The 16,990-nt window shown below is 70.6% G+C and carries 12 protein-coding genes; 2 read left to right on the top strand and 10 right to left on the bottom strand.

Annotated elements, in window-relative coordinates; genetic code table 11:
- Window positions 1-65 precede the first annotated feature (65 nt).
- Window positions 66-2,189: a type IIA DNA topoisomerase subunit B gene (locus ACFY2Z_RS05295; RefSeq protein WP_390742821.1), complete on the bottom strand. Its 2,124-nt coding sequence runs from the start codon at window positions 2,187-2,189 to the stop codon at window positions 66-68.
- A 442-nt stretch (window positions 2,190-2,631) separates the two neighbouring features.
- Here ACFY2Z_RS05295 and ACFY2Z_RS05300 point away from each other — a divergent pair, with 442 nt between their 5' ends.
- Window positions 2,632-2,862, top strand: coding sequence for a hypothetical protein (locus ACFY2Z_RS05300; RefSeq protein ID WP_311691844.1), 231 nt, complete (start codon window positions 2,632-2,634; stop codon window positions 2,860-2,862).
- A gap of 230 nt (window positions 2,863-3,092) precedes the next feature.
- On the opposite strand, the gene ACFY2Z_RS05305 is transcribed toward ACFY2Z_RS05300, so the two are convergent.
- From ACFY2Z_RS05305 to ACFY2Z_RS05345, 9 genes are all read right to left on the bottom strand, one after another.
- Complete coding sequence (locus ACFY2Z_RS05305) at window positions 3,093-3,911, bottom strand: S1 family serine peptidase (protein ID WP_390742822.1); 819 nt, start codon at window positions 3,909-3,911, stop codon at window positions 3,093-3,095.
- Between the two features lie 120 nt (window positions 3,912-4,031).
- Window positions 4,032-5,561, bottom strand: a complete 1,530-nt coding sequence (locus ACFY2Z_RS05310) for an RNA polymerase sigma factor (RefSeq protein WP_390742823.1) — start codon at window positions 5,559-5,561, stop codon at window positions 4,032-4,034.
- Window positions 5,562-6,156: 595 nt separating this feature from the next.
- On the bottom strand, window positions 6,157-7,044 hold the full coding sequence (locus ACFY2Z_RS05315; protein WP_390742824.1) for a FadR/GntR family transcriptional regulator: 888 nt from the start codon (window positions 7,042-7,044) through the stop codon (window positions 6,157-6,159).
- A gap of 163 nt (window positions 7,045-7,207) precedes the next feature.
- Window positions 7,208-8,947 carry an ATP-binding cassette domain-containing protein gene (locus ACFY2Z_RS05320; RefSeq protein ID WP_390742825.1) on the bottom strand — a complete coding sequence of 580 codons (1,740 nt, stop codon included), beginning with the start codon at window positions 8,945-8,947 and terminating at the stop codon, window positions 7,208-7,210.
- A 130-nt stretch (window positions 8,948-9,077) separates the two neighbouring features.
- Window positions 9,078-9,836, bottom strand: a complete 759-nt coding sequence (locus ACFY2Z_RS05325) for an NUDIX domain-containing protein (RefSeq protein ID WP_390742826.1) — start codon at window positions 9,834-9,836, stop codon at window positions 9,078-9,080.
- 129 nt (window positions 9,837-9,965) lie between these two features.
- Window positions 9,966-11,972, bottom strand: coding sequence for a glycogen debranching N-terminal domain-containing protein (locus tag ACFY2Z_RS05330; RefSeq protein ID WP_390742827.1), 2,007 nt, complete (start codon window positions 11,970-11,972; stop codon window positions 9,966-9,968).
- Between the two features lie 191 nt (window positions 11,973-12,163).
- Window positions 12,164-13,837 carry a DUF4192 family protein gene (locus tag ACFY2Z_RS05335; RefSeq protein ID WP_390742828.1) on the bottom strand — a complete coding sequence of 558 codons (1,674 nt, stop codon included), beginning with the start codon at window positions 13,835-13,837 and terminating at the stop codon, window positions 12,164-12,166.
- A 214-nt stretch (window positions 13,838-14,051) separates the two neighbouring features.
- Entirely contained in the window at window positions 14,052-14,663 is a 612-nt protein-coding gene (locus tag ACFY2Z_RS05340) for a hypothetical protein (RefSeq protein ID WP_390742829.1), read from the bottom strand.
- Between the two features lie 623 nt (window positions 14,664-15,286).
- Entirely contained in the window at window positions 15,287-15,553 is a 267-nt protein-coding gene (locus tag ACFY2Z_RS05345) for a GlsB/YeaQ/YmgE family stress response membrane protein (RefSeq protein WP_390742830.1), read from the bottom strand.
- A 242-nt stretch (window positions 15,554-15,795) separates the two neighbouring features.
- Between ACFY2Z_RS05345 and ACFY2Z_RS05350 the strand changes: the two genes are divergently transcribed.
- Window positions 15,796-16,929, top strand: coding sequence for a TerD family protein (locus ACFY2Z_RS05350; RefSeq protein WP_390742831.1), 1,134 nt, complete (start codon window positions 15,796-15,798; stop codon window positions 16,927-16,929).
- The last annotated feature ends 61 nt before the right edge of the window (window positions 16,930-16,990 follow it).

Below are 16,990 nucleotides of genomic sequence, written 5' to 3' on the forward strand. Positions count from 1 at the left end.
CGCACGGCCCGAGGGCGGTCCACGGAATGCCTTCCCCGACCGCCCTCCGACCGTCCCCCGGGTGGCTAGGCGTCGATGCGCGAGCGGTCCAGCGTCGCCGCCGAGCTGGAGATGAACTCCTTGCGCGGTGCGACGTCGTTGCCCATCAGCAGATCGAAGACCTGCTCGGCGGCCTCCAGGTCGGAGAGGTTGATCCGGCGCAGGGTGCGGTGGCGCGGGTCCATCGTCGTCTCGGCCAGCTGGTCGGCGTCCATCTCGCCGAGACCCTTGTAGCGCTGGATGGAGTCCTTGTACCGGATGTTCTTGCTCTGCAGCTCCAGGAGCTTGTCGCGCAGCTCGCGGTCCGAGTACGTGTAGATGTACTTGTCCTGGCCCTTCTTCGGCTGGACGATCTCGATACGGTGCAGCGGCGGCACCGCGGCGAACACCCGGCCCGCCTCGACCATCGGCCGCATGTAGCGGTGGAACAGCGTCAGGAGCAGGGTCCGGATGTGGGAGCCGTCCACGTCGGCGTCGGTCATCATGATGATCTTGCCGTAGCGGGCCGCGTCCAGATCGAAGGTCCGGCCGGACCCCGCCCCTATCACCTGGATGATGGCACCGCACTCGGCGTTCTTCAGCATGTCCGTCACCGACGACTTCTGGACATTGAGGATCTTGCCGCGGATCGGCAGCAGCGCCTGGAACTCGGAGTTCCGGGCCAGCTTGGCCGTACCGAGCGCGGAGTCACCCTCGACGATGAACAGCTCGCTGCGGTCGACGTCGTCGCTGCGGCAGTCGGCGAGCTTGGCCGGCAGCGAGGAGGACTCCAGGGCCGTCTTACGGCGCTGCGCGTCCTTGTGCTGGCGGGCGGCGACGCGCGTGCGGGCGGCCGCGACGACCTTCTCCAGGACCGTGCGGGCCTGCTGGGCCGCGTCACGCTTGGTGGAGGTCAGGAAGTCCTTCAGCTCTTTGGAGACCACGTTCGTGACGATGCGGCGTGCCGCGGAGGTGCCGAGGACCTCCTTCGTCTGACCCTCGAACTGAGGTTCGGCCAGTCGGACCGTGACGACGGCGGTAAGGCCCTCCAAGGCGTCGTCCTTGACGACGTCGTCCTCGGCGACGCGCAGCAGCTTCTTGGCGCGCAGCACCTCGTTCATCGTCCTGGTGACGGCCTGCTCGAAGCCGGCGACGTGGGTGCCCCCCTTGGGGGTGGCGATGATGTTGACGAACGACCTGAGCGTCGTGTCGTACCCGGTGCCCCAGCGCAGCGCGACATCGACGCCCAGTTCCCGGGTGACCTCGGTGGGCGTCATCTGGCCATGGTCGTCCAGGACGGGGACGGTCTCCTTGAAGATTCCCTGCCCGGAGAAACGGAGGACGTCGCAGACCGGCTTGTCGGTCGCCAGGTACTCACAGAACTCGCTGATTCCGCCGTCGAAGCGGAAGGACTCCTCACCCTTGCTGCCACCCTCACCGAGGCCGTACTCGTCGCGGACGACGATGGTCAGGCCGGGCACCAGGAACGCGGTCTGGCGGGCGCGCTGGTGCAGCGTCTCCAGGGAGAGCTTGGCGTCCTTGAGGAAGATCTGGCGGTCGGCCCAGTAGCGGACCCGCGTGCCGGTGCGGGTCTTGGGGATCTTCTTCGCCTTGTGCAGGCCGCTCCTGCTCTCGAACTTCACGTCCGGGCCCTCGCCGGCGAAGGCACCCGGCACACCGCGCCGGAAGCTGATCGTGTGCGTGTGGCCGTCGCGGTCGACCTCGACGTCCAGGCGCGCGGAGAGCGCGTTGACCACGGACGCACCGACACCGTGCAGACCGCCCGAGGCGGCGTACGAGCCGCCGCCGAACTTGCCGCCCGCGTGCAGCTTGGTCATCACGACCTCGACGCCGGACAGCCGGGTCTTGGGCTCCACGTCGACCGGGATGCCCCGCCCGTTGTCCCGCACCTCCACCGAGGCGTCGTCGTGCAGGATCACCTCGATGTGGTCGCAGTGTCCACCGAGGGCCTCGTCGACGGAGTTGTCGATGATCTCCCAGAGGCAGTGCATGAGACCGCGGCTGTCGGTCGAGCCGATGTACATGCCGGGGCGCTTGCGTACGGCCTCGAGACCTTCGAGGACGAGCAGGTGCCGCGCGGTGTAGTTGGAACCGTCCCGGTCTGCTCCGGTCAGCAGCGCTGTGGACGGCACGGACGTCTCGGCGGTCACGCGGTTCGCTCCTCGCTGAATTTTGGATGGGGCCCATTTGGGTAAGGGGCCGGCTTCGGTCATCGGTCCGAGGGTACCGAGGCCTGGTAGAGCCGTTGTACCGCCACCCTCGTCTGGACCCAGACTAGTCCAGACTCGCACGAGCGTTCGATCCTCATGGGGAGGTGAAGCGCACATCACGTTCCCTTCGAGGCATGAACCATTTAGGCTCCGGGCACGTCCTCATGAACAACCGGCAACCCCGCCGGGAGGACGCGACAATCGACAGACAGCGCGAATCCGTACTACACAAGACACGCAATACGGCACATTCGCCGCCAACCGGCAACAGACAGCCGGCTCGGAAAGAAATTTTCGAGGAAAAGCCGCGAGCGGGAACGTTTTCGGCCTGGTTGGATGTTGACCCTGGTACGACAGCTCGTCGAGCTAGAGAAGAGGCGACGTGACTACTGTTCTGACCCCCGCGAGCCCGCTGACGGCCGCTGACCGCTGCGACCGCTGCGGCGCCCAGGCGTACGTGCGCGTCGTCCTCCTGAGCGGCGGAGAACTGCTCTTCTGCGCCCACCACGGGCGCAAGTTCGAGCCGGAACTCAAGAAGATCGCCGCTGAGATACAGGACGAGACGGAGCGGCTCACCTCCGTTCCGGCGAACGCTTCCGAAGAGGAACGCTGACACCTCGCATCACGACGAGCCGACGCCGGCGCCGAGGCCGGTGAACGGGCGACCACCCTTCTCACACGGGGATGGCCGCCCGTACTCGTAGGGGCGCAGCCGGCCGGCATCCTTCGCGATGCCCGCCCGGTGCACTCTCTCGAGACAGCCGTCAGCAGACACGAAGCGGGCCGGGTCGACTCGCGCGGCGAGCGCCTGGCCCCCGACGTCCGGCAAACGGAAAGCCCTGCTCAGTGGACGCCGCCCAGGGTCCTGACGACCTCGGAGATGCGCGTATAGACCCCTGGGCTCCCTGCTCGCCCGCAGCCGCTGCCCCAGGACACCAGACCGATGAGCCGCCCATTGGCGACCAGCGGGCCCCCGCTGTCCCCCTGGCAGGCGTCGCGCCCGCCAGTGGGCTCTCCGGCACACAGCATGGAGTGGGCGTCGTACTTCCCGTCCGAACCGCCCGGGTAGGCCCGTGCGCAGTCCGTGTCCGGAAGCACCTGGAGGTTCGCGGCCCGCAGGCTGTGCGCGTACTCGGCATCCCCCGACACATCGCCCCAGCCGTACACGGTCGCGGTCGCACCGGGCTTGTAGCCGGGGTCGCCGGCTGCCGCCATCCCGATCACCGAACTCGGCGGAAGCGGGGAGGCCAGGGTGAGCATGGCGAAGTCACCCGAGTTCGTCTCCCCGTTGTACCGGGGGTTGACCCACGTGGCCTGCACCGGGATCTCCGCGCCCTTGGCGGACAGCAGGTCGGTGCGTCCCGCGATGACCTTGAGATCCCGCACCCGTCCTGGCGGTGCGCCCAGAACGGCCGCGGTCATGCAGTGAGCCGCGGTCAGGACCGTGGACCGGCCTACCGCCACACCTCCGCAGAACTGTCCGGCTCGCGTACCTCCGAACCGGTCACGGCTGGCGATGGCCACCGTCCACGGACTCTGGGAGATGTCCACCGGGAAGCCCCCGATGACGACGCTGTCCGCCGTGGCGGGCGCAGGGGATCCCAGCTGTATCAATGCAGCTGCGGCTGACAGGACCAGCGCTCGGGCGAAGTGGCGGCGCATGTGCACTCCTCACTGTGACGTACCGATGGAACACCCACAGTGATCCAGCTCGCCGGATCGCGCACACGCAGAGGGGCCGGTTCCCCGGGGAACCGGCCCCTCGTCGCTGTCGGCCGAGGCCTAGTCGAGGTAGTCGCGCAGCACCTGGGAGCGCGACGGGTGACGCAGCTTCGACATCGTCTTGGACTCGATCTGGCGGATGCGCTCACGCGTGACGCCGTACACCTTGCCGATCTCGTCGAGGGTCTTCGGCTGACCGTCGGTGAGACCGAAGCGCATCGAGACGACGCCCGCCTCGCGCTCCGACAGCGTGTCGAGCACGGAGTGCAGCTGCTCCTGGAGGAGCGTGAAGCTGACCGCGTCGGCCGGGACGACCGCCTCGGAGTCCTCGATGAGGTCACCGAACTCGCTGTCGCCGTCCTCACCCAGCGGGGTGTGCAGGGAGATCGGCTCACGGCCGTACTTCTGGACCTCGATGACCTTCTCCGGGGTCATGTCGAGTTCCTTGGCCAGCTCCTCCGGGGTGGGCTCGCGGCCCAGGTCCTGGAGCATCTGGCGCTGCACGCGCGCGAGCTTGTTGATGACCTCGACCATGTGCACCGGGATACGGATGGTGCGGGCCTGGTCGGCCATCGCGCGGGTGATCGCCTGACGGATCCACCAGGTGGCGTACGTGGAGAACTTGTAGCCCTTGGTGTAGTCGAACTTCTCGACCGCACGGATCAGACCGAGGTTGCCCTCCTGGATGAGGTCCAGGAAGAGCATGCCGCGGCCGGTGTAGCGCTTGGCCAGGGAGACCACCAGACGGAGGTTGGCCTCCAGGAGGTGGTTCTTGGCACGCCGACCGTCCTCGGCGATGATCTCCAGCTCGCGCTTGAGCTTGGGGGCGAGCTTGTCCGCGTTGGCCAGCTTGTCCTCGGCGAACAGTCCGGCCTCGATGCGCTTGGCGAGCTCCACCTCCTGCTCGGCGTTGAGCAGGGGGACCTTGCCGATCTGCTTGAGGTAGTCCTTGACCGGGTCGGCGGTGGCACCGGCCGCCGCGACCTGCTGCGCGGGCGCGTCGTCCTCGTCCTCGTCGGAGAGCACGAAGCCGGCGCTCTCGGTGCCCTCGGGCTCCTCGCCGCCGCCCTTGGCCTCCTCGAGGACCTCCTCTTCGAGGAGCTCGACGTCGTCCTTCTTGGCGGTCGTCTTCCTCGCGACCGTCTTCTTGGCGACGGCCTTCTTCGCCACGGTCTTCTTGGCGGCCGTCTTCTTGGCAGCGGCCTTCTTGGCGGGCGCGTCCTCAGCCGGGTCGTCGGCGACCGGCACGGCCGGAGCGGCAGGGGCGGCGGCCTTCTTGGTGGTCACCGTCTTCGCCGCGACGGCCTTGGTAGCGGTGCGCTTGGCCGGACTCTTCGCTGCGACGCTCTTGCGGGTGCGCTTGGGCTCTGCGGCACTGACCATCAGCGTCACACCCTCTTCCTCGAGGATCTGGTTGAGGCTGCGCAGTACGTTCTTCCACTGAGTGGCCGGAATCTGGTCAGCTTCGAAGGCCCGACGCACATCGTCGCCGGCGATCTGCCCCTCAGCCTTTCCCCGCTCAATGAGAGCCATGACAGAGACGGACTCGGCGATCTCCGGCGGGAGCGTACGGGATGTGCTGGCCGACACGAACAACCTCTCGGAACGTTGGAAAACGGCTTCCGGCCCCGTCCACGACGGACAGGGGCCGACCGCCGGCTTGGGGATGGGCCGACGGCGCGGGCGGGGGCCGGGGAGATCGACAGCGCCGTGAACGGCGTCCGTATTCCTTCCTCGGCTATCACCTCTTAGGTCATCGCGCAGTTCCGACGAGTGTTACGCCCAATCTGCGTGGCCCGAGTCACACCCCGTAACCGCTTAAAAACGCCCAGATATGGGCAGAGGTGATCGATTGCTGTCGTGATCGATGTCTCGGTCCTCGCGGCGCCAGGCCCCTCCACCGTAAATGCCCCGCGACCGGCCCTGAAGTCCATGACCGACGGCGGGAGTCCATGGCCGGGAGCGCCCCCCGATTCCACCGGCGGCCGGCACCGTCGGCGGACATCCACCGCGGCGCCCCCGGCCCGGCGGTACCGCCGGCCGCCTCCGGCCTCCGTCGGGCTCCGCCGGGCCCCTGAAGGATCCGACGGAGCCCGACGGCGGGAGATCGGCGCCCGGCCGCGGCGGGGACGGGTAGGGCCCGGCGAGGAGCCCTGCCCCGTTCACACCGGCTGCGGGGCGCGGATCAGTGCTCGCGAGGCGCGGGCACCACGCGCTCCACCTCGGGGTGGACGGTGAGCAGTTGGCGCATCGCCCCCTCGGCGGCCGCGCCGTCGCCCGAGGCGAGCGCGTCCACGATCCGGCTGTGCTGGGCCAGGGCCGCGTCGTTCGGGCGGTCGCAGCCGGTGACCGGGCCACCGGAGACCTGGAGGGCGGCCGAGACGATCCCCGAGAGGTGCTCCAGCATCCGGTTGCCGGCGACCTGGATGAGCAGCGAGTGGAACTCCGCGTCGGCGCGCGAGAAGGTCAGGGAGTCGCCCTGACCCATGGCGTGGCCCATGATCTCGACCATGTCGCCGAGCCGCTGCTGCACCTCCTCGCGCCCGTGCCCGGCGGCGAGGCGCGCCGCGAGCGGCTCGATGGTCCAGCGCAGCTCGCTGAGCTCGCGGCGCTGGTCGTCGCGCTGCGGCCCGAAGGCCCGCCACTCGATGATGTCCGGATCGAGGAGGTTCCAGTCGCTCACGGGGCGCACGCGCGTGCCGACGTTCGGGCGGGCGCTGACCAGGCCCTTGGCCTCCAGGACACGCAGCGACTCACGCACGACGGTGCGGGAGACCTCGAAGCGCTGGCCGATCTCCTCGGGCACCAGCGGACGGTCCGCGCCGAGGTCGCCGGAGACGATCATCTGGCCGAGCTGCTGGACGAGTTGGCCGTGCAGGCCGCGTCCGCGGCTGCCCGCGGCGCGGCGGCCGACGCGGCCCAGTTCCTGTTCCGCGCCCTCCCAGGAGGGCGTGCCGACGCGGTCGGGGGAGGGCGCCTCGGCATAGGGGTAGCGGTCGAGTTCGCCCGGTCCGGCCAAGCCGGAGTCTGCTGAACGGGCGGCGGTCATCATGGTGTGCGCAAGGGTACTCACGGATCCTTTGTCGGCGCCCTCTCCAACTCCCTTGAGGTCTTTGGTGAAAAGCACACGAAAGGGTGATCGCTCACCCTGTCGCAATTGACGCCTTATCGGAAAGAAATGGGCGTTCTGCGAGGAACTTACGCACAGGGAAGATACAGATCGACACGGACGGTGTTCATCGGGCCCTGCCGCGCAGTGTGGTGAGCAGGTAGGCCCCGAGCAGCGCGGCCAGGGACAAGGCCAGTGCGCCACCCACGGGTTGGGCGATCATCCGCACCGCGGCGACCAGATACCGCTCCCCGCCGAACGGCCACCGGGACAGCACCACCTCCCGCATCCGCGCGGCAAACCCCGCCACGGTCCCGACGGACCCTGCCTCCAGCGCGTTCCGCACCAGGGGTACGACGACCACGGGCACCGCCAGCACGGCGGCGAGCCCGGCGGTCGTGGACCGGAAGATGCCGGCCGCCAGCACCCCGGCCCAGGCGCATCCCACGACCATCCCGGCCCAACTCGCGCTGGCGGAGAGCCAGTCGGCGGGAACCTCGGCGGCCTTCCGTCCGTAGACGACAGAGAGCACCTCGAAGTCGAAGCCGACGGCGAGAAAGGCCAGCGCCACCGCCGTCGCCCCGGTGACGAGGAGCTTCGCGGCGAGGAGCCCCAGCCGGCGGGGGACACCGGCGCGATCCGCGGCCAGGGCTGGGTGACGGAACTCGTCCCCGAAGGCGGCGGCACCGAGCAGTCCGGCGCCGAGCGCCGCGGGCGGCAGTGGGAACAGCCACGGCCAGGCGGCCAGCAGTCGGTGCTGCGGGGCCTGCCCGGCGCGGGCGAGGAGCAGGGAGACGACGGCGGAGACGACGAGCACGGCGCCCGCCACGAGGGAGACGGTGCCGATCCCGGTGGCGCGGCGCAGTTCATAGCGCAGCGGGTGCTGAGGGCTGGGAGCGGACCGGACGCTGAGGGGCGGCGGCAGCGGAGGCAGATCACCCGGCTGCGGCGCCTCCGTCGACGCGGACGGTGTCGTCCCGGCACCAGCGGTCGGCCCCATGTCGGCGATCTCGTCGGCGATTTGATGGACGAGGATGCCGTGCCGGAAGGCGGTCTCCCCGACGTCGGCACATGTACTGCCGTACACCGACAGCCGGTTGCCGTCCTCGTGGACGATCTCCACGGAACGCCGGGCGATTCTGGCCTCCTTGACGAGAAGGTCACCGAGCCGGGCGGCGTGCGGGCTGCGGACGGTCACCCGGGGTCGCAGCCGGGTCCGGGCGAAGTCGGCGGCCTCCTGGGTGGCGACGAGCCGGCCCTCGTCGAGCGTGAGGACGCGGTCGGCGGTGAGTGCGGCCTCCTTGGGGTCGGCCGTGGCGAACAGGACGGTGCCGCCCCGGGCGGCGTGCGCCCGCAGCACGCCGTGCAGCCAGCGGCCTTCCCGGGCGGACAGTCCGGCGGCCGGATCGTCGAGCACCAGGCTGTGCGGATCGGCGAGCAGGGCACAGGCGAGGCCGAGGTGACGGTCCATGCCGCGCGAGAGGGTGTCCAGGCGTTCGTCCTGCACACCGGTGAGTCCGACCGCTTCGAGGACTTCGTCGGCGCGGCGTACGGGCACCCCCACGGCGGCGCACAGCATGCGCAGATGTCCGCGGACCGTGCGGGCGGGATGACCGGGGACGTCTCCGAGGAGGACTCCTACTTCGTGCGCGGGATGGGCGAGGCCGTGCAGCGGTCGGCCTCGGAAGTACGTGATGCCGCGGCCCGGTTGGAGTTCGAGCATCAGCCTCAGCACGGTCGTCTTGCCGGCACCGCTGGCTCCGAGGAGCGCCGTCACCTGACCTGCGCGTGCCTCGAAGGACACATCGTCGACGACGGGCGACAGGTCCTTGCGGGGATCGCCGGTCAGTCCGATCGCCTGGATCACTCGAAGCAAGATAGCGCGATATGTCTGCTTTTTCGGTCACCCTGACAGGGGGGCGTCGGCTCCCGTCCCGCGCGGCCCGTACCGGAAGGCGCAAGTCGGCGCACTGCTCGGACCTCGGGCCGCAGCGTGATCAGACCTCGGGTCGCAGCATGGGCGGGTTGAGCAGCGTGGCGCCGCCCGCACGGAACAGCTGCGCGGGCCGGCCGCCCTGCCGGGTCGTCGTACCGCCCGTGGGGACGAGGAAGCCGGGCGTGCCGGTCACCTTGCGATGGAAGTTGCGCGGATCCAGCGCCACTCCCCATACGGCCTCGTAGACCCGTCGCAGCTCGCCGACGGTGAATTCGGACGGGCAGAAGGCGGTGGCCAGCGAGGAGTACTCGATCTTCGAGCGGGCACGCTCGACACCGTCCGCCAGGATCTGCGCGTGGTCGAAGGCGAGCGGCGCCGCCTGCTCGCCGTCTCTGCCGTAGCCGCCCTGCTGCAACAGCTCGTCCACGGGCGCCCAGCGCGCGCTGTTGGCGTCTCCGCCGGCCCGGGGTGCGGGCAGGTCGGGGGCGAGCGCGAGATGAGCGACGCTCACCACTCTCATCCGCGGGTCACGCTTGGGGTCGCCGTACGTGGCCAGCTGTTCCAGGTGGGCGCCGTTGTCCTGTGCCGGTGCCGCCGGGTCGTGTGCACGCAGTCCCGTCTCCTCGGCCAGCTCGCGCGCCGCCGCCTGCGCCAGGTCCTCGTCGGCCCTGACGAAGCCGCCCGGGAGCGCCCACCGCCCCTGGAAGGGTGGCTCCCCCCTCCGCACCGCCAGCGCACACAGGGCATGGCGGCGCACGGTCAGCACGACCAGGTCCACAGTGACAGCGAAGGGGGGAAAGGCTGACGGGTCGTAGGGCATGCCGCGATCATAGTCGTCTGCCTGACGATAAACACTCCCTTCGTCAACCGCTTCGACGGTAGATACACATCTGTCCGCTACAGCCGTCACCAGCCGCCACCGTGCACCACCCACGGGCGAGTCCCGAGGTCACACCCTCAGCTGCAGACCGACGGCCGCCTCCTCCACCATCGCAAGGCCGAGGCGCCCGACGCGCACGGAGAACGGGGCTCCCGCGAGTCTCAGTCCCCTCAGCACGATCTCTCCGAGCGGCGCGCTGCGGGCGGGGTTCAGGGTCACGGTCCCGGCCGGGACGTCCGGGCGGATGCCGGCGAGCGCGGTCAGAACCAGCACCCCGGCGGCGGCCGCGGTGGCGGCCGGGCGGCAGGCAGCCGGATGCGGCAGGGGCGCGCCCCCTTCCGTGCGCGGTTCTCCGGCGAACATCTCAGGCAGCCGCTGTCCGAATGCCTCTGCCGCGGCCAGCAGTCCGTGCAGCAGCCCGCTCCCCTCCTTCTCGTAGCCCGCGGCGACCAACCCTGCGACGGCGACGGCCGTCTCCGGGACCCGCACGGCTCCGCCGCGGTGCCCGAACGGGTTGTACGCCGACTCCGTGGCGGCCAGGCCGCGCAGTCCCCAGCCCGAGTCCATGGCCGGACCGGCGAGCAGCCGGGCGAGTTGCTCGATCCTCACCTTGTCGAGCAGTCCGGGAGCCGGCGTGCCCGAGCCGAGCAGGCCGGTGTCGAGGAGATGGGCGGCGCCCGCGGCGAGGTGCGCAACCAGCCGTCCGTCGCGGGTGCGCGCGGCCGCCGGTCTGCCACCCGACCGGTCCTCGATCCAGAAGTCCCCGTAGAACGCGCCGCGCAGTTCCTCGGCCCATTGGCGCAGGTGCGGCCCGCCGGGACGCCCGTACGCGTCCAGCAGATCGGCACCGAGCACCGCGGCCCGGTGGGCATGGGCCTGGGTCTCGCAGCGCAGCAAGCCGCCCGGCTGCGGGTCGGGGAGGTAGACGCCGTCACCGACGGTGGTGCGCAGCCATCGCAGACAATGCTCGGCCACGGGCAGTAGTTCTGCCGTATCCCGCTCCGGAAGCCCCCAGCGCCGGGCCTCCGCGAGGAGCACGGGGAACAGCAGGGTGGCCTCGGTGCCCGTGCAACTCGGCGGAAGGTGCGGCCCCGCGTCCCGTCGGGGGCCCGGGATCATGCCCGAGCGGAGGCCCGGGCCCCCGAGCTGGGTGCGGGCCAGTATGCGCAGGGTGCCCGCGGCGAGCCGAGTGCCGAGCGGCAGCGTCATCCGGGCCGCCGCCAGGGACTCGGCGGGGGCCGGTCCGCAGCGCCAGGGTGCGCCCGCAGCGAGATGAATGTCGGAGGGGTGCAGCGGGTCGCTCAGGAGAAGGGCCTGCAGGTCCTCGACACACGTACGCAGAAACGGCTCGACTCTGGGGTCGTCTCCGCCGGCCCGGGCCTGCGCGAAGGGGCTCGTCGCGGCGCGCCCCACGGCCCTGAGCGGTCCCGTGCCGTCCGGCCGCACCCTCAGTTCCAGACTCCGTGTGCCTCCGGGCGGGAGCACCCACTCCCAGCGCAGCAATCCCGCGGAGGCGACTGCGTCGGTGGGCGGCGGGTCGGCGGTGACCGCGCAGTCGCCCTTCGGACCGGACCACCGCAGCGCCGAGTCGTGCACGCTGGCGGTGAGTCCGGGCCCCGGGTCGCCCGCGGCGATCGCACCCAGATCCGCGAGGTCCGCGCCGAGGGCCACCTCCACCGGCAACCGCAGGGGGCGTGGGGTCGCGTTGTACAGAGTGATCCGCTCGATGCCGTCCGCGGACCGGATGCGCTCCACGACGACATCCGGGTCGGGTCCGGGGTCCGGGGACGCGTGCACGGTCCCGACGAAGCGGGCCCGGTCGGCCCCCACCATCCGGGCCTGCACCGGGATCGGCTCCCGCCCCGCCACTCGCAGCCGGCAGCGGGAGAGCACCCGTCGGCCCGCCTGGTAGAACCCCTCCAGACCTTGCCCGGTCAGCTGCCCCTCGTGGGTGGAGATCGCCAGTCCGGGCAGAGCGACACAGATCAGCGCGGTGTGGGCGGGCGGCAGGTCGGCGATGCGACGCGCCGGAGCGGCCGGACGCTGGGGCGGACCCTGCGATGGGGGAAGGGACATGTGGCGGCTTCCTGTGCGCCCCGGGCGCGGCCGGCACCGGGTGAGGGGCTCCGGAGGGTCATGAGCGGTGATGGGTGGCGCGACCCGGGCCCGGGCTCCGCCACTCAGGTGAACGCCACGGACCTGCACGGGGTCACGCCCATGGAAGGAGAAGCCCACCGAACGGTGGTGCCACGGACGGCCGGAGTCACTCATGTGGCCTCCTCCCCCGCACGCCGGCCGAGCCCGCGACGGGCCCTGAGCCGGCTGTCGGCGCCTTCGACCGCCCGAGGTGACCGGTCACGATGCGGCCCGTCGCCGGCAGGGGTGTCGTTGGGCTTCCGTCGACGGGCATCGAACGTCCCTGACGAACGGCGACTCGGCCTGGGCCCGCTCCCCGGTCGCACCCTGCGCAGCCTGCGGGCAGGGACACGCTGTGGCGCGGAGGGCTCCACGCCTTCGAGACGCTCCTGGACCGCGGCCTGGCACGAGCCGGATGTGTCGTGTGCCGACGGGGCGGACGGGTCGAGTGCCGACAGGTCGAGTGGTGACGGGGTGGGTGGGTCCAGCGGTGACGGCGTAGATGCGTCGAGTGCTGAACCGGCAGATGTGTCCGATGTCGGCGTGGTGCTGGAGCGCGGCGTCATCGCCGCGGTCTCGTTCGGTTCGGCTCGGTCCGCTCGCTCCGTTCGCAGGCAACGACGGACGGTCTCCGGATCCAGGCCCTCGTTGCACGCCTGGTGCAGCAGGCGGGCGAAGAGGTAGTCCGGGTCCGCGCCCAGGGCCATGGCGAAGGCTTCGCGGGCCTCCAGTTCGTCGCCGGTCGACCAGGCGACCCATCCGGCGAGCGTCAGAGGCGCCGCGGCGTGCTCACCGTACGGGCCGACACAGCGGCGGGCGAGGGAGCGCCACAGGCGTAGTGCCACAGCGGCCTCGGCACCCTCCATCCACTCCGCGGCCCGGTCGCGTGTCGTGCGGTCCTGCAGACCGAGGATCAGGGCCGCTGCCTCGTCGTGGGCCAGGAGTACGTCGTCGCGCCGGTCCGCCTCCTCCGTACCCGGTACGGGTGGTGCTGCGCCGAGCCGGGCCATCACCCGCTCGGCCAGTGCGAGCGTGTCCGCGGCCACGTCCGCGCGGCTGTCGCCGTCGAGGATCCGTGGGACGAGCGCACGACTCGCGCTGTCCAGCGCGGCCTCCTGCACGCGGGCGGTCTCCGTCCCGCACGGGCTCAGCCTGGCCCTGAACTCCTTGAGACTGCCGCGCACCTGAAGTCCCGCGTAGGTCGCCGCGGCAGCCAGGACCGAAGTACCGGGCACGCCCATCGGCTGTCCTTCGGGCGGGCAGCAGACCGGGCTCGGGCAGCAGTACGACCAGAACCGTCCGTCGGAGAGGCACAGGGCCTCCACCACCGGGACGTCGAGGCTGCCACAGGCCGTGCGCAGCGACTGGGCGAGCGGACGGAGGCGTTCCATCACGTCGCGTCCCGTTTCGCCGCTCGCGGGTTCCTGGACGAGGTAGGCGACCATGCTCTCGGGCGGTGCGCCTCTGCGCTCGCTGCCGATCACCAGCCCCCGGGCCAACTGCTCGGCCACGGACGGCCAGTCGGCGGGGTGGGCGGGGATACCGAGCCGTGCGCGCCCGCCGAACCTCCCCCGCCTTTCCCGGTCGTGCAGCGCGACCAGCACGATGCTGTCCTCGGGGCGGTACCCCAGCAGATAGGGCAGGGCGTCGGCCAGCTCGGCCGGTGTGCGCAGGGTGACCTGGGGCTCGCCCTGCGGTCCCGAGGGTCCGTGCCCGCAGTGGGCCGTGGTCTCGCCGTCGTGGCGGGAGGAACCGCCCCTGTCACCGATGTCGGAGCAGCCGGCCGCTTCGTCGTGGTTCGTCATGCCGCGACCATCTCGCGGATCTTCAAGTTCCGCTTAGGCTGTGGACAATCGCGGCCATGCGCATGCCAGGAGTTGTCCACAGCTCCTGGGGCTCGACCCCACGATGTCCGGTGGACCGGGTTGCATGGACGCCATGACCGACGAACACAGCGAAGGCCACACCATGGGGGCGCGGCCTTCACATGCACTTTGGGTCCGGCCCGGCAGCACCTACTCAGTCGAAGCAGGGCACGCCCAGGCCCGGAAACCGCGCGTCCGCCAGGCCGCCCGTGAAGGACCCGAAGGGACGTGCGTGCACGCATCGGGTCAGGGTCGCCGTGAAGAACCCACTGTTGTCGGAGAAGAAGTCGTCGTTCACCGCGAGGAACAGTTCCCCACGACCCACCAGCGTTGTCGGCCCCGCCCCGATGTACTGCCACGGCCCGTTGCCGATCCGGCCGATCAGCGACCAACTGGGTACCCCCTGCAGCGGGAAGCCCTGCCCGGCGAGCCGCGTGGGATCACCTCCGGGACCGAAGGTGGGGGTGCCGTTGGCGGTGACGGCGATCAGTCCTGTCGCGGTGAGGCGCACGGCATGGCGTACACACAGGCCGGTGTCGATCTCGCCCGTGGCACTCGGGAATCCACGGGGGCCGGCCACTCCCGGGACGTGAACGGTTCGGGCGTGCTGCTGGATGACGGGGCAGGTACGTACGCCGGTGCCCTGCTCGGCCGCCACGGCGCCGGGAGTCGTCACCAGGGCCAGCGCCGTCGCGGCAAAGGCACACATCCATCTGCGGCGGCTCAACACCCCCGCGATCGCCTTCAGACGTGCTCTTGCCTTCATACCCGCCGAGCCCTTTCGTCGTTCCCGAGCTGCAGCGGCACACCCGTGCAGCCCTGTCTGAGGAAGGCCGACCGGGCAGCCACAAGACGCACATCCGAAGGAAGACCGCCGGCCAGTCACTCCAGTAGTGCACGGGAGAGCCGCGATGAGGCTTCACGGCGATACGAAGGAGCCGTGGACCAGCCGAACGGCGCACTCACCGTCGGACGACGGCGATGGGCGCTCCCCTCGACGTGCTCCTGGCTCCTACTCCGTCGTTCGAGGCACGAGGCGCCACAGGGCTGCTGCGGCCGCGAGCAGCGTGAGGGTCATGACGATCCACCACAGCCGGAAGGCAGCGGCATGGAGGGCGGGGAGACGCGCTGCCCATCGGCACCGTGAGGGCCGGCGCAGTGGCGGCCGCGCCGGCGAGCAGGGCTCTGCGTAACCCGCGTCACAAAACCTCCCAGGGGCATTCCTGCCTGAACACCCTCGGGCTTCCGGGCGCCCGCTCCCCTCACTCGCGGTGGCCCGGCACATCACCCGCTCGGGTGGCCGAGGCCTCGGGCAACGACTGCCGAGGCGCTCGGCGCTCGTACTGCCACACCCCCGGGCCAGTCGGCCCGTACTGCCACACCCTCGGGTCACTCGCGGGAGTTGCCGAACAGGATGCGGTAGCCGATGAGCAGGACGAGGGAGCCGGCGATCGCCGCGCCCCAGGTGTAGAGGTCGAAGAAGTTCTTCTCCACCGGGCGGTCGAGGAAGCGGGCGGACAGCCAGCCTCCGACGAAGGCGCCCGCGATGCCGATGAGGGTGGTGCCGATCAGTCCACCCGGGTCGCGGCCGGGCAGCAGGATCTTGGCGATGGCTCCGGCGAGCAGTCCCAGAATGATCCAGCTGATGATGCCCACGTCGTCGTCCTCCAGTCGATGGGGCCCGGCGGCCCCGCCAGACGCCTGTTGCTGTGTATTGCTCGGTTGCGCAAGCGTAAGGAGCGGCTCGGAGGTATGGCGAGAACCGACTGACGCCTGGGAATGAGCCGTTGAGGTTCTGTCACATGATCAAGACATTTGCGCAATCGGGGAACTGAAGCAGCTAGGGTCGCGTTCATCAGGATGAGCGCGGGAAGCGTCAGCAGCTGCGGAGGACGTGCATGAGTGTGTCCCTGACCAAGGGCGGCAATGTGTCGCTGAGCCGGCGGGCCCCCGGCCTGACCGCGGTGACGGTCGGGCTGGGCTGGCAGGCGAACACCGGATACGAGCTGGACGCCGGCGCGCTCCTGTGCGACGAGTCCGGGAAGGTGCTGTCCGACGAGCACTTCGTCTTCTTCAACAACCTGAACAGCCCGGACGGCGCGGTCCGCCACTCCGGAGGCGGAAGTCCCGTCGACGGAGACGACCAGCGGATCCACATCGACCTCGCTCGGGTCCCGGACCAGGTCGCGAAGATCGTCTTCTCGGTGTCCGTCTACGAGAGCGCGGCGCGCGGCCACAGCTTCGGCCAGGTGCAGCTCGCCCACATCCGCGTCCTCGACCAGGAATCGGGCGCCGAACTGGCCCGCTACGACCTCCACCCCGGCGGTCTGTCGAACGAGACCGCGCTGGTCTTCGGCGAGCTGTACCGACACGGCGCGGAGTGGAAGTTCCGCGCCATCGGCCAGGGCTATGCCGCCGGACTCGCGGGCATCGCAGCCGACTACGGCGTGGACGTACTGCGGGAGACGGCGCCGAGTCCGGACCCGGCCCCCTCACCTCAGACGAAGATCGGCACACACGTGCCGCACCCGCCCGCCGTGCCGACGCCGAGCGTCGTCCCGGCGCCTGCACCGGCTGCACCGATGCCTATCGCACCACCGCAACCTACAGGGAGTTCCTCCGTGACGTGCTTCTTCGACCCCAGCCACGGCCCCGGCATGACGACCGTGACGTGGTCCCCGCAGTGGGGTGTTCCCCGGCCGATCCAGACGTGCGGCGGCTGCGCGCAGCGGGTGCAGACCACGCCTCCCCCGTTCTACACGCCGCCCCAGCAGGGCTATCCGCAGGCGGCGCCGCAGGGGTATCCCCAGCAGGGGTATTCCCAGCAGGGCTACCCGCAGCAGGGATACCCACAGCCATACGGAGAGCACTACGACCACCACGATCACCAGCAGGGCGGCGGACGGCGCTTCGGAGCCGGGGCGCTCATCGGCGCCGGTGCGGCCGGTCTGATCGGTGGCGCCCTGCTGAACGAGGCGTTCGACGACGACGAGCCGGACGTGGTCGTCAACAACTACTACGAAGAAGAATGACCGGAACCGAGGACCGACCGGCCGATGCCGTCGTGGGCCGGCCCGGCCGTCCGCTGAGGAC

The sequence above is a fragment of the Streptomyces sp. NPDC001222 genome, from assembly GCF_042896945.1.
Classification (GTDB): domain Bacteria; phylum Actinomycetota; class Actinomycetes; order Streptomycetales; family Streptomycetaceae; genus Streptomyces; species Streptomyces gibsoniae.

What these genes read in the sequence shown, in the direction of transcription:
- ACFY2Z_RS05305 (WP_390742822.1), bottom strand. Translation starts at nt 3,911, where the DNA reads ATGCGCCGCCACTTCGCCCGAGCGCTGGTCCTGTCAGCCGCAGCTGCA.
- ACFY2Z_RS05340 (WP_390742829.1), bottom strand. Translation starts at nt 14,663, where the DNA reads ATGAAGGCAAGAGCACGTCTGAAGGCGATCGCGGGGGTGTTGAGCCGC.
- ACFY2Z_RS05330 (WP_390742827.1), bottom strand. Translation starts at nt 11,972, where the DNA reads ATGTCCCTTCCCCCATCGCAGGGTCCGCCCCAGCGTCCGGCCGCTCCG.
- ACFY2Z_RS05350 (WP_390742831.1), top strand. Translation starts at nt 15,796, where the DNA reads ATGAGTGTGTCCCTGACCAAGGGCGGCAATGTGTCGCTGAGCCGGCGG.
- ACFY2Z_RS05325 (WP_390742826.1), bottom strand. Translation starts at nt 9,836, where the DNA reads ATGCCCTACGACCCGTCAGCCTTTCCCCCCTTCGCTGTCACTGTGGAC.
- ACFY2Z_RS05335 (WP_390742828.1), bottom strand. Translation starts at nt 13,837, where the DNA reads ATGACGAACCACGACGAAGCGGCCGGCTGCTCCGACATCGGTGACAGG.